Origin of the sequence: Pseudomonas baetica, assembly GCF_019733355.1 — a bacterium.
Taxonomy (GTDB): domain Bacteria; phylum Pseudomonadota; class Gammaproteobacteria; order Pseudomonadales; family Pseudomonadaceae; genus Aquipseudomonas; species Aquipseudomonas baetica_A.
This window is the reverse complement of sequence record NZ_JAIHLQ010000018.1, coordinates 100406-115906: the sequence shown is the minus strand read 5'-3', so window position 1 is coordinate 115906 and position 15501 is coordinate 100406. Positions and strand designations below refer to the sequence as shown.

The 15501-nt window shown below is 59.5% G+C and carries 15 protein-coding genes; 9 read left to right on the top strand and 6 right to left on the bottom strand.

The window, feature by feature from the left end; all coding sequences use genetic code 11:
* Positions 1-81: 81 nt before the first annotated feature.
* Positions 82-495, top strand: coding sequence for an alternative ribosome rescue aminoacyl-tRNA hydrolase ArfB (gene arfB, locus K5E40_RS18110; RefSeq protein WP_221732015.1), 414 nt, complete (start codon positions 82-84; stop codon positions 493-495).
* Here the strand turns inward: arfB and K5E40_RS18105 are convergent.
* The 6 genes from K5E40_RS18105 to phhA form a co-directional block, all read right to left on the bottom strand.
* A complete protein-coding gene (locus K5E40_RS18105; RefSeq protein ID WP_221732014.1) occupies positions 492-1691 on the bottom strand; it encodes an MFS transporter in 1200 nt (399 codons plus the stop codon). The two genes, arfB and K5E40_RS18105, sit on opposite strands and share 4 nt — an antisense overlap.
* Before the next feature lie 103 nt (positions 1692-1794).
* Entirely contained in the window at positions 1795-1977 is a 183-nt protein-coding gene (locus tag K5E40_RS18100) for a hypothetical protein (protein WP_221732013.1), read from the bottom strand.
* A gap of 70 nt (positions 1978-2047) precedes the next feature.
* Entirely contained in the window at positions 2048-2179 is a 132-nt protein-coding gene (locus K5E40_RS35060; protein WP_260455831.1) for a hypothetical protein, read from the bottom strand.
* Between the two features lie 271 nt (positions 2180-2450).
* Positions 2451-3644 (bottom strand): amino acid aminotransferase, encoded by a 1194-nt coding sequence (locus K5E40_RS18095; RefSeq protein WP_221732012.1) that lies wholly within the window; start codon positions 3642-3644, stop codon positions 2451-2453.
* The gene (locus tag K5E40_RS18090) at positions 3644-4000 is read right to left on the bottom strand and encodes a 4a-hydroxytetrahydrobiopterin dehydratase (protein WP_003222798.1); all 357 of its coding nucleotides are present in this window, start codon (positions 3998-4000) and stop codon (positions 3644-3646) included. The genes K5E40_RS18095 and K5E40_RS18090 overlap by 1 nt, the downstream gene beginning before the upstream one ends.
* A gap of 106 nt (positions 4001-4106) precedes the next feature.
* A complete protein-coding gene (gene phhA / locus K5E40_RS18085; RefSeq protein WP_221732011.1) occupies positions 4107-4898 on the bottom strand; it encodes a phenylalanine 4-monooxygenase in 792 nt (263 codons plus the stop codon).
* Between the two features lie 325 nt (positions 4899-5223).
* On the opposite strand from phhA, the gene K5E40_RS18080 reads away from it, so the two are divergent.
* The 8 genes from K5E40_RS18080 to K5E40_RS18045 all read left to right on the top strand — a co-directional run bounded on the left by K5E40_RS18080 (position 5224) and on the right by K5E40_RS18045 (position 15498).
* A complete protein-coding gene (locus K5E40_RS18080; RefSeq protein ID WP_221732010.1) occupies positions 5224-6783 on the top strand; it encodes a sigma-54-dependent transcriptional regulator in 1560 nt (519 codons plus the stop codon).
* Between the two features lie 310 nt (positions 6784-7093).
* Positions 7094-7834, top strand: coding sequence for a flagellar basal body rod protein FlgF (locus tag K5E40_RS18075; protein WP_221732009.1), 741 nt, complete (start codon positions 7094-7096; stop codon positions 7832-7834).
* A gap of 45 nt (positions 7835-7879) precedes the next feature.
* Positions 7880-8665: a flagellar basal-body rod protein FlgG gene (gene flgG / locus K5E40_RS18070; protein ID WP_187677348.1), complete on the top strand. Its 786-nt coding sequence runs from the start codon at positions 7880-7882 to the stop codon at positions 8663-8665.
* 52 nt (positions 8666-8717) lie between these two features.
* Complete coding sequence (flgH, locus tag K5E40_RS18065) at positions 8718-9413, top strand: flagellar basal body L-ring protein FlgH (RefSeq protein ID WP_221732008.1); 696 nt, start codon at positions 8718-8720, stop codon at positions 9411-9413.
* A 27-nt stretch (positions 9414-9440) separates the two neighbouring features.
* Complete coding sequence (locus tag K5E40_RS18060) at positions 9441-10529, top strand: flagellar basal body P-ring protein FlgI (RefSeq protein WP_221732045.1); 1089 nt, start codon at positions 9441-9443, stop codon at positions 10527-10529.
* A gap of 11 nt (positions 10530-10540) precedes the next feature.
* Positions 10541-11836: a flagellar assembly peptidoglycan hydrolase FlgJ gene (gene flgJ / locus K5E40_RS18055; RefSeq protein ID WP_221732007.1), complete on the top strand. Its 1296-nt coding sequence runs from the start codon at positions 10541-10543 to the stop codon at positions 11834-11836.
* A 22-nt stretch (positions 11837-11858) separates the two neighbouring features.
* Positions 11859-13919, top strand: a complete 2061-nt coding sequence (gene flgK / locus K5E40_RS18050) for a flagellar hook-associated protein FlgK (protein WP_221732006.1) — start codon at positions 11859-11861, stop codon at positions 13917-13919.
* A gap of 13 nt (positions 13920-13932) precedes the next feature.
* Complete coding sequence (locus K5E40_RS18045) at positions 13933-15498, top strand: flagellar hook-associated protein 3 (protein ID WP_221732005.1); 1566 nt, start codon at positions 13933-13935, stop codon at positions 15496-15498.
* Positions 15499-15501: the final 3 nt, after the last annotated feature.

The following is a 15501-nucleotide window of genomic DNA, read 5'->3' as shown; positions in this document are numbered from 1 at the left end:
TAAGAAGTTGCGTGTGCGGGCATGAGATCGTTTTCTGGCTAATCAGGGTATCCTGCGCACTCTGAATACGGACGCTTTTCCATGCTGGTGATTTCCAACAACGTGCATCTGCCGGATGCCGAGATCGAATTGACGGCCATCCGTGCCCAAGGCGCCGGCGGGCAGAATGTCAACAAAGTCTCCAGCGCTATGCACCTGCGCTTCGACATTCCGGCCTCGTCCTTGCCTGATTTCTACAAGGAGCGATTGCTCGCGTTGCGCGACAGTCGCATCACCAGCGACGGCGTGTTGATCATCAAGGCCCAGCAATATCGTACGCAGGAAGCCAACCGCGCCGATGCGCTGGAGCGTCTGGTCGAGTTGATCCTGAGCGCCACCAAAGTCGAAAAGAAACGCCGCCCGACCAAGCCGACCCTTGGCTCGAAGAAGCGTCGGCTTGAGTCGAAAACCAAACGCGGCAGCATCAAGGCCGGGCGTGGCAAGGTGGATTTCTAGTCTTCGCGATACTTGGCGGTGTGACGGTACAGATAGACGCTCAACGCCAATCCACTCAGAGAGGCGAGGGCGGCAAACAGGAAAATCGAGGCAAAACCGAAACCTGCCGCAATCGCACCGGCCAATGGCCCGGTGATCCCCAGCGACAAATCGATGAACAGCGAGTAAGCGCCGACTGCCGCGCCGCGACTGGACGCGGGCACCAGATTCACCGCTTCCACACCCAGCGCCGGGAATACCAGCGAGAAACCAAAACCGCTCAACGCTGCGCCGGCCAATGCCCAATGGGCATCCGGTGCCAGCCACAACAGCAATAGGCCAAGGGTTTCCACCGACAGGCAGGCAATCGCCACGCGAAAGCCTCCAAGACGATTGATCAGGTTGCCGAACAGCAGCCGCGCACCGATGAAACTGGCGCCGAACAGACTCAGGCAGAGCACCGCGTTGTCCCAGTGCTGAGTAGCGTAATAGAGGGTGATGAAGGTGGCGATGGTACCGAAGCCGATTGAGCCCAGCGCCAGGCCGCAGCCGTGAGGGAGGACGCGGCCCAGCACATGCATGAACGGTAGACGTTCACCGACGACAATCGGTGCGGCGGTTTTCGGCCAGGCGAGCAATAGGCCCAAAGCAGCCAGCAGGATGATGCTGGCCCCCATGCTCCATAAGCCCAGACGGCTGACCAGCCACACGCCGAACGGTGCGCCAATTGCCAGCGCGCCATAGCTGGCGATGCCGTTCCATGAGATCACTTTGGCGGTATTCGCCGCGCCAACCCGACCAATGCCCCAGCCGATCGAGCCAGAGCCGACGAGGCTTTCCGCGCTGCCCAGCACCAGTCGTCCTATCAACAGACTGATCAAACTGAGCATCGGCAGATTCGCAGTCCACGCCGAAATCAGCATGAACACACCGCTCAAACCGCACCCGGCCAAGCCATACATGACCGCGAGTTTGCTGCCTTTGTTGTCGATGATTTTGCCGGCATACGGGCGGCTGAGCAGGGTGGCGAGGTATTGCACGCTGATCACCAGGCCGGCGATTACCGCGCCGAAGCCCAGGTCACTGTGGACATAACCCGGCAGTACAGCGAGCGGAATGCCGATGTTCAGATAGCCGATAAAGGTGAAGAGGACGATGGAAACGACTTGCAGCGTGACCGCCAGGGGGCGCTGGGGCTCTGACATAGAGAACGACATGGGTAAAGGTCCACGGGAGCAGCAGATTAGATAGGCTGCTTATGATACCGGCGCGAACGTTTCAGAGGCGGGGAAAAGTAAAACTATTTGCCGGTCGACGGTTTCAGGGGTTGGCGGGGGCGACCAGTTGCGTGGTGACCAGTGCGGCGAGTGCGTTCTCCTCGCTGCCGAAACGGGCGAGCAGGGCGGCTTGCTTCTCGGGGGAGAGCCGACTCCAGATCTCGATCATTTTCTCGGTGGCACCGATCAGAACGGCGGCTTGGCTTTCGGAGAATTCGTCGGTCATGGCGGGCTCGGGGTTTCAGGCAGTGTGGAAAGCGCATGTTAGCGCTTTCCACACGGTCTGTACGGCGGGTTTACTCTTCGCTGTCGGCCGGGCGGCTCTCAACGGCTTCTTTCGGTTCGGGCTGCCCCGCGCCAGCTTGTTGCGTGGTCGTCTGCTCAGGTACGTGCAGGCTTGGGAAGGGGAGATTAGGAATCTCGTGCATGGTTGCGCTCCTCGCTAAGTCTGTTGATAGATCTGGTAGATCCGCGCTTTTTGAAAGCCTGCGCAGGATACAGCAGGAAAAATGACAATCAGACTTTTAATTCGAATTATTGCGACAAATGGCCGCAGGGGGAGCAAAAACAAAAGATCACCGCAACGTAAATGTGGGAGCCGGCTTGCTCGCGAAGGCGGTGTATCAGGCAACTTAATTGTCGACTGACACTGCGCCTTCGCGAGCAAGCCCGCTCCCACAGGGTTTTGTGTGGCTGGATCTATTTGCTGACGTCAGCGATGGCTTGTGCCAGCAATGCGAGGCGTGTGGCGTCGATACCGGCAACGTTCGCCCGGCCCGAGCTGACCATGTAAACGCTGTGATGCTCGCGCAGCTGTTTCACTTGCTCCGGCGACAGGCCGGTGTAAGAGAACATCCCGCGCTGCACGCCAATGTGCGCAAAACGCTCACGCAGACCATGGGGCTCGAGCGCCTCGACCAAGCCGCTGCGTAATTGCGCGATACGCAAACGCATGGCCTCTACTTCGTCGGCCCAGCGGCTTTTCAGCTCAGGATCGGCAAGGATGGTCGCTACAACGGCTGCGCCGTGATCCGGTGGGGTCGACCACAGGTTGCGGGCGATGTTGGCCAGTTGGCTGCGAATGTCGAGGAGCTTGTCGGCGGTGTTCGCGCAGACGATCAGCGCACCGGTGCGGTCGCGATACAGGCCGAAGTTCTTCGAGCAGGAACTGGTGATCAGCAACTCCGGCAGTTGCGCAGCGAACAAGCGGGTCGACCACGCATCCTGCTCCAGACCATCGCCAAAGCCCTGGTAGGCAAAGTCGATCAGCGGCAGCAAATCGCGACGGCGCACTACGTCCAGCACGCGCTGCCAGTCGTCGTGGCTCAGGTCGAAACCGGTCGGGTTGTGGCAGCACGCATGCAACAGCACCACATCGCCTTTCGGCGCTTCGTTGAGCACCGCGAGCATGGCTTCGACGTCGAGACAGTTATCGCTGCCCACATACGGGTAGTGACTGATCTTGACGCCGGCCGCCGCGAAAATGGTTTCGTGGATCGGCCAGGTCGGGTTGCTCAGCCATACGCCTTTGCCCGGCAAACACTGCGCGATGAAGTCGGCGGCCAGACGCAGGGCACCGGTGCCGCCCGGCGTCTGGGTAGCGCCAGCACGTTGTTCGGCGATCAACTTCGAGTCTGCACCCAGCACCAGCTCGTTGATGACTTTGCCAAACAACGGATTACCGTGACCACCGATGTAGGTTTTGGTGTCCTGGCTTTCGACCAGCCGTGCCTCGGCGATCTTCACTGCCTCGGGGATTGGCGTGAGGCCTTGGGCATCCTTGTAGACGCCAACACCCAGGTCGAATTTGCGCGGGTTGCTGTCCTGCGCATACGCCTCCATCAAACCGAGGATCGGGTCGCCGGGTACCCGGCCAATGGCGTCGAAGTGCATTACTTGCGTCCTTCTGCGGTCTTGGCCACTTCGTCGGTGCGTGCGGCCATGATGAAGTCGTTGCGGTGCAGGCCTTTGATCGAATGACTCCACCAGGTCACGGTGACTTTGCCCCACTCGGTCAACAGGCCCGGGTGGTGACCTTCGGCCTCGGAGATTTCGCCGACGGCGTTGGTGAAGGCCAATGCATGTTTGAAGTTCTTGAACAGGAAGACTTTCTCCAACTGCATGATGCTGTCGCGTACTTCGATGTTCCAGTCAGGGATCTGCTTGATCAGGATCGGCAGTTCTTCGTCGCTGACTTGTGGCGCATCGGCGCGGCAGGCTTCGCAGTGGGCTTGGTTCAAAGTGGACATGGTTGGATTCCTGAATCGAATGTTTTTTTATAACGGACGTCAATACCGCCACGCTAAACCAAAGTGGCGCTAACGGACAGACTCACTTGTAAGCAAAAGCCACGGTTCACGCCGCTTTTGGTTTCGGCGGAAATTTTGGTGCATGCAGACCCATCTGCATGCCTTGTCTGACCATGGCCATGATGTCTTCATGGGCCACGTCGAACAGGCGCTTGAGGTTCGGCAGGACAAAATACAGGGGTTGCAGAATGTCGATGCGATACGGCGTGCGCATGGCTTCCAGCGGGTCGAACACCTGATGCTCCGGTTCGTCCGACAGCGAGTAAACGGTTTCTTTCGGTGAGGACAGGATGCCGCCGCCGTAGATGCGCTTGCCTTGCGGGGTGTCGACCAGGCCGAACTCGATGGTCATCCAGTACAGGCGCGCCAGATACACACGCTCTTCCTTGGTCGCTTGCAGACCGAGTTTGCCGTAGGTGTGAGTGAATTCTGCGAACCACGGGTTGGTCAGCAGCGGGCAGTGACCAAAAATCTCGTGGAAAATGTCCGGCTCTTGCAGGTAGTCGAGCTCTTCGCGGGTACGAATAAACGTGGCCACCGGAAATTGCTTACTGGCGAGCAGTTCAAAGAACGTTTGGAAGGGAATCAGTGCCGGGACGCGTGCGACCTGCCAGCCAGTGGTTTCACCGAGCACCTTGTTGATTTCGCCCAGTTGCGGAATGCGGTCGTGGGGCAGGCCGAGTTTTTCGATACCGTCCAGATATTCCTGGCACGCACGCCCTTCGATCACTTTCAGTTGGCGAGTGATCAGCGTGTTCCACACCGCGTGTTCTTCGGCGGGGTAGTCGATAAAACCTTGCGCATCGGGCTCGCGGGCCACGTATTGCGTCTGTTTCATGCTGCTCTCCTGCTAGGGGAATTCGTTCTTGTTATGTCCAGCGATGGACTCAGAATGACTCGAGAGCGTGTTGATTTGCAGCGGGTTGAATGGCGTCCTTGTAGGAAAGATCTTCGATTTTCGTAAAGTATTCGTTACAGATTGTAGTCTGCTTCGCGTTTGCGGTGATTTTCGGGTTTGAAAAGGCTGTTGGGTGTCACATAATCTTGACGACTATCTGCGCGCCTCGACAGAAAAGTGAGACCAAGGTGCGCCGAAAAACCCTGTGGGAGCCGCTTGCTTGCACAGGGATTGTGTTCAACCCAATCCTTGTCAGGCATTTTCTATGCGCATCAAAGTTCACTGCCAGAACCGCATTGGTATCCTGCGCGACATCCTCAACCTGCTGGTGGCTTACGGAATTAACGTCGCGCGCGGCGAGGTCGGTGGTGAGCACGGCAACGCGATCTATCTGCATTGTCCCAACCTGATCAACATCCAGTTCCAGGCGCTGCGGCCGAAGTTCGAGGCGATTGCCGGGGTGTTTGGGGTCAAGCGAGTAGGGCTGATGCCCAGCGAACGTCGGCACATGGAGTTGAATGCCTTGCTCGGCGCCTTGGAATTCCCGGTGCTGTCGATCGACATGGGCGGCTCGATTGTCGCGGCCAACCGGGCGGCGGCGCAGTTACTGGGCGTGCGGGTTGATGAGGTGCCGGGGATTCCGCTCTCGCGCTACGCCGAGGATTTCGATTTGCCGGAACTGGTGCGTGCCAACAAATCGCGAATCAACGGCATGCGGGTCAAGGTTAAGGGTGACGTATTTCTGGCCGACATCGCACCGCTGCAATCGGAGCACGACGACAGCGAAGCCATGGCCGGTGCGGTACTGACATTGCACCGCGCCGACCGGGTCGGCGAGCGCATCTATAACGTGCGCAAACAAGAATTGCGCGGGTTCGACAGTATCTTCCAAAGCTCGAAAGTCATGGCTGCGGTGGTGCGCGAAGCGCGACGCATGGCGCCATTGGACGCACCTTTATTGATAGAGGGTGAAACCGGCACGGGCAAGGAGTTGCTGGCGCGCGCCTGCCACCTCGCCAGTCCGCGTGGGCAGTCGCCGTTGATGGCGCTCAATTGCGCGGGGCTGCCGGAGTCGATGGCTGAGACCGAGCTGTTTGGCTACGGGCCGGGTGCTTTCGAAGGTGCGCGCGCCGAAGGCAAGCTCGGGCTGCTGGAGCTGACGGCGGGCGGCACCTTGTTTCTCGACGGCGTCGGTGAGATGAGTCCGCGTTTGCAGGTGAAGTTGCTGCGTTTTCTGCAGGATGGCTGTTTCCGTCGGGTCGGCAGCGACGAAGAGGTTTATCTGGATGTGCGGGTGATCTGTGCCACGCAGGTCGACTTGTCGGAGTTGTGCGCTCGCGGTGAGTTTCGCCAGGATTTGTATCACCGCTTGAACGTGCTTTCGCTGCACATTCCACCGTTGCGTGAATGCCTCGATGGCTTGACGCCGCTGGTGGAGCACTTCCTCGATCAAGCCAGTCGTCAGATCGGGTGTTCGCTGCCCAAACTGGCACCGGCAGCGATGGACCGGCTCAGCCATTACCATTGGCCGGGTAATGTGCGGCAGTTGGAAAACGTGTTGTTCCAGGCTGTTTCGCTGTGTGATGGCGGCACGGTCAAGGCTGAGCATATTCGTCTGCCGGATTACGGCGTGCGTCAGCCGCTTGGCGATTTTTCGCTGGAGGGTGGTTTGGACGAGATTGTCGGGCGTTTTGAGAAAGCAGTGCTGGAACGGTTGTATTCCGAGCATCCGAGCAGTCGGCAATTAGGCAAGCGGTTGGGGGTTTCGCATACGACCATTGCCAATAAGTTGCGTGAGTATGAAGTCGGTAAAACCGATTCATAGCCCAAACATGTGTTGGTAATGATGGCCTCTTCGCGAGCAAGCTCGCTCCCACATTTGAAATGCGATCCCTGTGGGCGCGAGCTTGCTCGCGAAGGCGTCGGTACCGACAACCTCAGTGCCAGGCTTTGCCACCTACCGGCATAACACCGCCGGTTTTTCGACTTCGATACATTTCACCCATTCGCTCAAAATCCCTCAAGTCCTTTGTTTGCCGGGCCTGAAGCCGCCAGAAAAAAGTTGGTCTGCAAATTGCTTATGGCTCAGCAGTACAGCGGTGGGCGGCAAACGTCCGGCATGCAGAGGAAAGAGTGTGGACAAGTACCTTTATGTGGCAATGACCGGCGCCAGCCAGAACGCACTGGCGCAAAAGGCGCATGCCAACAACCTGGCGAACATCTCCACCAACGGTTTTCAGCGCGACCTGGAGCAGGCGCGTTCGATGCCGGTGTTCGGTGACAGCTTTCCGGCGCGTGCGTATGCCATGAGCGAACGTCCCGCCACTGATTTCACCCCAGGCTCGCTGGTGCAGACCGGCCGTGACCTCGACGTCGCCGTGGCCGGCAATGGCTGGATCGCCGTGCAGAACCCGAACGGTGGCGAAAGCTACGTGCGTACCGGCAGCCTGAATGTCGACGCCCTCGGCGTACTGCGCGCCGGCAACGGCATGCCGGTGATGGGCAATGGCGGTCCGATCGCCGTGCCGCCCGAGCAGAAGATCGAAGTCGGTGAAGACGGCACCATCAGTATTCGTGCGATGGGCGAAGGCCCGCGCGTCATGGCAGAGGTGGACCGGATCAAACTGGTCAACCCGGACATCAAGAACATGAACAAGGGCCTCGATGGCTCGATTTACACCAAGGACGGCAAGCCTGCACCGGCCGATGCCAATGTCAAACTGGTGTCGGGTTTCCTGGAATCGAGCAACGTCAATGCCGTGGAAGAGATGACATCGGTGCTGGCCCTGGCCAAGCAGTTCGAGTTGCACGTCAAGATGATGAACACCGCCAAAGACGACGACCAGGCCATGGCTCGGGTCTTGCAGATCAGCTAATTATCAGAACGTCGCGCCGTAAAACAGGCGCACGAGGAGAATCGAATGCTTCCGGCTCTATGGGTTGCCAAAACAGGTCTGTCCGCCCAGGACACCAACCTGACGACCATTTCCAACAACCTGGCGAACGTCTCGACTACGGGTTTCAAACGTGATCGCGCCGAATTCCAGGACTTGCTGTATCAGATCAAGCGTCAGCCAGGCGCCCAGTCGACTCAGGACAGCGAGCTGCCGTCGGGCCTGCAAGTGGGTACCGGTGTGCGCATCGTCGGTACGCAGAAAAATTTCACCGCCGGTAGCCTGCAAACCACCGAGCAACCGCTGGATCTGGCCGTTGATGGTCGCGGTTTCTTCCAGATTCTGCAGCCGGACGGCACCACGTCCTACACCCGTGACGGTACTTTCCACCTCGATTCCAATGGCCAGGTTGTCAATGCCAGCGGTTTCGCCCTGGAACCCGCCATCGTCATCCCGAACGATGCGCAGACCTTCACTGTCGGCCGTGATGGCACCGTCTCGATCACCGTTGCCGGTAACCCGGCATCCCAGGTGATCGGCAACCTGCAAACCGCCGACTTCATCAACCCGGCCGGTCTGCAAGCGGTGGGTAACAACCTGTTCCTGGAAACCGCTGCTTCGGGTGCACCGCAAGTCGGTACGCCCGGCCTGAACGGTTTCGGCACCACGCTGCAGAACACCCTGGAAACCTCCAACGTCAGCACCGTTGAAGAGATGGTCAACATGATCACCACTCAGCGCGCTTACGAGATGAACTCCAAGGTGATCTCCACCGCCGACCAGATGCTCTCGTTCGTAACGCAGAATCTGTAATCAAGTCTATGAGGCGGCCATGAGGTCGCCTGCAACACCGTGAGGTAGGGTCATGAATCGCTTCGTATCTGTTCTGGCATTGAGTGGAGTCGTCTCGCTCGCGGGCTGCGTCGCTCCGACGCCCAAGCCCAATGACCCTTACTACGCTCCGGTGTTGCCGCGCACGCCGTTGCCGGCGGCAGCCAACAACGGCTCGATCTATCAGGCCGGCTTCGAGCAGAACCTGTACAGCGACCGCAAGGCGTTCCGGGTCGGTGACATCATCACCATCACCCTGAACGAGAAAACCCAGGCGAGCAAAAACGCCAACTCGCAAGTGGCCAAGAACAGCAAGACCGGCATCGGCCTGACTTCGTTGTTTGGCGGCAGCGGTACCCTCAACAACCCGTTGGGCAGTACTGATCTGAGCCTGGACGTCGGCTACAGCGGCGACCGCGCAACCAAGGGCGACAGCAAGTCCGGCCAGAGCAACAGCCTGACCGGTTCGATTACCGTGACCGTGGCTGACGTGCTACCCAATGGCATCATCGCTGTGCGCGGCGAGAAGTGGATGACCCTCAATACCGGCGATGAGCTGGTGCGGATCGCCGGTCTGGTACGTGCCGATGACATCGCCACTGACAACACCGTGTCGTCGACCCGTGTCGCCGATGCGCGCATCACCTACTCGGGCACCGGCTCGTTTGCCGATGCGAGTCAGCCAGGCTGGTTCGACCGTTTCTTCCTCAGCCCGCTGTTCCCTTTCTAGGTGGCTACGTTGAATTTCAGAAGCCTTATGGTGGCCGCGTTTTTGTTGTCGGCGGCCTTCAATGCACAAGCCGAACGGTTGAAGGACATCGCCAGCATTTCCGGCGTGCGTTCCAACCAGTTGATCGGCTATGGCCTGGTGGTCGGGCTGAATGGCACCGGTGACCAGACGACGCAAACGCCGTTCACCCTGCAGACCTTCAACAACATGCTCTCGCAGTTCGGCATCAAGGTGCCGGCAGGGTCGGGCAACGTACAGTTGAAAAACGTCGCGGCGGTGTCGGTGAGTGCCGATCTGCCTGCGTTTGCCAAACCGGGTCAACAAGTCGACATCACCGTTTCGTCCATCGGTAACTCCAAGAGCCTGCGCGGCGGCACGTTGCTGCTGACGCCGCTCAAGGGTATCGACGGTAACGTCTACGCCATCGCTCAGGGCAACCTGGTGGTGGGCGGTTTTGATGCCGAAGGTCGCGACGGTTCGAAGATCACTGTCAACGTTCCGTCGGCCGGTCGTATTCCTGGCGGTGCGTCGGTGGAACGTTCGGTGCCGAGTGGTTTCAACCAGGGCAACAGCCTGACGCTGAACCTCAATCGTTCTGACTTCACCACTGCCAAGCGCATCGTCGACAAGATCAACGACATGCTCGGCCCTGGTGTGGCGCAGGCCGTTGATGGTGGATCGGTTCGCGTCACCGCGCCGCTCGACCCGAGCCAGCGTGTCGACTATCTGTCGATTCTGGAAAACCTTGAAGTCGACCCCGGTCAGGCGGTGGCCAAAGTCATCATCAACTCGCGTACCGGCACCATCGTCATCGGTCAGAACGTGAAAGTCTCGCCAGCCGCCGTGACACACGGCAGCCTGACCGTGACCATCACCGAAGACCCGATCGTCAGCCAGCCGGGCCCATTGTCCAACGGCCAGACCGCCGTTGTGCCGCGCTCGCGGGTCAATGCCCAGCAAGAAGCCAAGCCAATGTTCAAGTTCGGCCCGGGCACCACCCTCGACGAGATCGTCCGGGCGGTGAACCAGGTCGGCGCGGCGCCGGGTGACTTGATGGCGATCCTCGAAGCGCTCAAGCAGGCCGGTGCGTTGCAAGCCGACCTGATCGTGATCTGAGGACGACGACCATGGACATGCGCAAGAGCGGGCTGGTCAGTAGCAGCGATTCGGGTTCTTACTCTGACCTCAATCGCCTGAACCAGCTCAAGGTCGGTGACAAGGACAGCGATGCGAACATGCGCAAAGTGGCGCAGGAATTCGAATCGCTGTTCCTCGGCGAGATGCTCAAGTCGATGCGTTCGGCCACCGAGGCGCTGGGGCAGGACAATCCGCTCAACACGCCGGCGGCCAAGCAGTATCAGGAAATGTACGACCAGCAACTGGCCGTGTCGCTGTCCCGCGAGGGCGGTGGTATCGGTCTGGCCGACGTGCTGATGCGGCAGATGTCGAAGAACAAGCCCCTGGCGTCCGGCGAGGCAGCGGCCGCGTCCGCCGCCAAGCAGGAAGAAGCCAAAGCCAAGGCTGCTGCCGTGGCAACGCCGATTGCTGCTGGCACGGTCGCCACCCATGGCCCGTTGTCGCGACTCAATGGCGAACGTCCATTGTGGGCTTCGCGTTCAGTCAATGCGCCGAACACGCAACTGGACCATCGCAACGACATGGCATTGATCAATCAGCGGCGTTTGGCTTTGCCACCGAAACTGGCTGATCGCTTGCTCGCGGGTCTGGTGCCTTCGGCCACTGCGACGAGCGCCGCGACACAATTGCCACCGCGCGCCACGACGGCTGCCACTTCCGGCGCAGGCCCGCTCTACAACGGCGACTGGCTGGCGCGCGCCGAGGCCGATAAGGCTTCCGGCGGGCAGATGCAGGTTTACGGCCGTGCGGTGGCACAGATTCCGCTGGCCCCGGCGAAGAAAGCCTTCAGCTCCGCCGACGAATTCGTCAACACCATGCTGCCGATGGCCAAGGAAGCGGCTGACCGTATCGGTGTCGATCCACGTTATCTGGTGGCGCAAGCGGCACTGGAAACCGGTTGGGGCAAATCGGTCATGCGCGCACAGGATGGCAGTAGCAGCCACAACCTGTTCGGCATCAAGGCCAGCAGTAACTGGAAGGGTGATTCGGCCCGGGCAATCACCAGCGAGTTCCGTAATGGCGCGATGGTCAAGGAGACGGCCGAGTTCCGTTCCTATGCCTCGTACAAGGACAGCTTCCATGATCTGGTGACTTTGCTGCAGAGCAATAATCGCTATCAAGATGTGCTGAAGTCGGCCGATAACCCAGAACAGTTTGTACGCGAGTTGCAAAAGGCCGGTTACGCCACCGACCCGAACTACGCAAACAAGATTTCGCAGATTGCCAAGCAGATGAACGTTAACCAGAACTACGCTGCGGCGGGCGTTTCGACAACGCCTCTATAAAACATAAAGTAAGGTTTGAACCATGAGTTTGCTCAACATCGGGATGTCGGGTTTATCCGCTAGCCAATCTTCTTTGATGGTGACGGGCAACAACATTGCCAACGTCGATACGGCCGGCTACTCGCGCCAGCAAACCGTGCAGAACTCAAAAAGCTCGATTCAGAACGGCAACGTCTGGATCGGCACCGGTACCACCCTGGCCGACGTGCGCCGGGTGTACAACAGCTACATCGACGCCCAGTTGCAGACCACCACTTCGCTCAACAGCGATGCGGCGGCTTACCTGGGTCAGGTCACTCCGCTCGACAAGTTGCTGTCCGACAGCGGCACCGGCCTCAATGGCGCGCTGACCAAGTTCTTCGCCTCGGTGCAGAACGTCAACGCCAAACCGGGTGACGATGCGTCGCGCCAACTGCTGCTCAGTGATGCGCAAGCCTTGAGCGCACGTTTCAACTCGGTTTCCAGCCAGTTGAACGCGCAGAACCAGGACATCAACGGCAACCTGGCGAGCATGGCTGATCAGGTCAACAAACTGGCGAACACCGTCGCTCAGTTGAACCAGAAGATCTCCGAAATTTCCGGCGCCGGTGGCCAGCCCAACGAGCTGCTCGACGCGCGTAACGAGACCATTCGCCAACTGTCGACCTTTACCGGTGCGCAGGTCGTCGAACGTGGCAGCAACATGGACATCTACCTGGGCAACGGTCAGCCGCTGGTGATGGGCAGCACGGCAAGCAAGCTGGAAGTCACGCCAAGCAAAACCGACCCATCGCGTATGGGCCTGCAGCTCAATAACGGCTCCAGCACCATCGACATCACGTCGGGCATTACCGGTGGCGAGATCGGCGGCCTGCTGCGTTATCGCAGCACCGTGCTGGATCCGGCGATGAACGAACTGGGCCGTGTCGCCCTGGTCGTCGCCGATCAGATGAACACGATTCAGGCGCAAGGCATCGACAAGAACGGTGACTTCGGCGGCAACCTGTTCACCAGCATCAATACCGCTGCCAACATGGCTTCGCGCAGCACCGCCACCATCGGCAACAGCGCCGGTTCTGGCAACTTCGATGTCAGCATCGAGGACACCGGCAAGCTGACCATCAACGATTACAACGTGACCTTCACCAGCGCCACGGACTACACCGTGCAGCGTCTGCCCGAAGGCACCGCCATGGGCGTGTTCAGCACCACCACCAACCCGGCTCCGGTGATCGACGGTTTCTCCCTGAACCTCACCAACGGCACGGCAGCGGCGGGCGACACGTTCAAGATCACCCCGACCCGCAACGCCGCAGCCAACATCAAGACCGAGATGACCGACTCCAAGCGTCTGGCCATCGCGGCTCCCTTGGGCGCCGCCATTGCTCCAGGCGGTAGCGGTACGCTGACCATCCCGGCCAGCGGTCAACCGACCCTGACCACCAGTTTTGATATCTACGACGCGACCACCACCACCGCGATGCAGAACGGCATGAAGTACTCGACGCCGGTCAAAGTGGTGTTTGGTAATCCTTCGGCGGACGGTACCAGTCAGGGTTACCAGCTCCTGGATGCCCAGGGTGGCGTACTGAGCAGCGGCACCATCAAGCCGGGTCAGAACAACACGCTGAGCCTGACCGTTCCGCTCAAGGATTCCACTGGTGCGGCTATACCGCCGGCGCCCGCTACTCAGTACACCATCGGTTTTGACATGACCATTGCCGGTTCGCCCAGCTCCGGTTCGGCGATCAACGTATCGCTCAGCCAGCCGGGTACTCTGGACAACCGCAACGGCACCACGTTGGCAGGCTTGCAAACCAGGCAGACCGTCGATACCGGTTCGGCGAGCAAAGGTATCTCCCTCACCGACGCCTACGGCAAGCTGGTCGAGGGCGTGGGTGCGAAAGCGGCACAGGGCAAACTCGACAGCGCGGCCACCGACGCCATTCTGGCCAACGCCAAGGGTGCGCGTGATTCGCTGTCCGGCGTCGACCTCGACGAAGAGACCGGCAACCTGGTCAAGTTTCAGCAGTACTACACCGCGTCCTCGCAGATCATCAAGGCTGCGCAGGAAATCTTCAGCACACTGATCAACAGTCTTTAAGGGGTCGTAAACCATGCGCATTTCTACCAGCCAGTTTTACGAGTCCTCGGCAGCCAATTATCAGAAAAACTTCGCCAATGTGGTCAAGAGCAGCGAAGAGGCCAGCAGCCTGATTCGTGTCAACACCGCGGCAGATGATCCGGTCGGCGCCTCGCGTTTGCTGCAGTTGGGTCAGCAGGCTTCGATGCTGGATCAGTACGAGGCCAACGCCACTACGATCAAGGGAACGCTTGGTACGACCGAATCGGTCATGACCAGTATCACCAACGTGTTGCAGCGTGCCCGTGAATTGGCCGTCGGTGCCGGCAACGCCGGTTACACCGATGCCGACCGTCAGGCCAACGCTTCCGAGTTGGGTCAGATCGAAGAGCAACTGCTCAGTCTGATGAACAGCCAGGATGAGAACGGCAAGTACATCTTCGCTGGTTCCAAGGGTGATACCGTTCCGTTCACTCGTAATGATGACGGTACTTATAGCTACAATGGCGACCAGGTGACCCTCGATCTGGCGATCGGTGACACCATGAAAATGGCCACCAATACCACGGGTTGGGAAGCTTTCCAGCAAGCGATCAATACCAGCCGCAGCCAAGTCACCATGACTGCGCCAGCCGTGGATGACGGTCGCGTGACGTTGTCCAATGGTCAGGTCTCGTCGAGCGTCACCTACAACAGCAAATTCCGTAGCGGCGAGCCGTACAGTGTGGATTTCGTCAGCGGTACCCAGCTGAAAATTACCGATTCGGCCGGTAACGATGTCACTGCTGAGGCCAGCCAGGGTGGTACGTTCGATCCGACCAACAAGGCCGGGCAGACGGTCAGTTTCCGCGGCGTCGACCTGAACCTGAACATCAACCTGAATACCGGTGACGTTCCGGGCACAGTGTTGCCAGGTCACACGTTTACTCTGGCGGCCAAGCCGGATTCCTTCACGGCCACGCGCAGCCCGGGCAATCCGTCTTCGGCGCAGATCACCGATAGCAGCATTACCGACCCGGCGGCTTACCACGCGAGTTTCCCGACCGGCTCGGCGGTGATCAAGTTCACCAGCGCCACTTCGTTCGATTTGTATGCTGCGCCGCTGACCGCTGACAGCAAACCGGTATCCAGCGGCACCATGGCTGGCAATGTGGCGACGGCTTCTGGCGTGAGCTTCACCCTGGCCGGCACGCCTGGCGCCAACGATCAATACAACGTTGCCGTCAACACTCACGAAACCCAGAACATTCTGGACACCGTGAGCCAGTTGAAGAGCGTGCTCAACACCCCGACCAATGGTGATCCGATCGCCACGCAGAAGCTGCAGGCGGGGCTGGCTTCCGGTATTGCCAACCTGGCCAGTGGCACTGATCAGTTGTCCAGCGCACTGAGTTCTGTGGGCGGCCGTGGCTCTGCTCTGGCAACCCAGAGCGACACTAACCAGTCACTGGTGCTGGCCAACGCTCAGACGCAGTCGTCGATCCGTGACTCCGATCCCGCTGAAGTGATGACCCGTTTGACCTTGCAACAAACCATGTTGCAGGCTTCACAACTGGCCTTCAGCAAGATTGCGCAACTGGGCTTGTTCAACAAGATCTGAGCC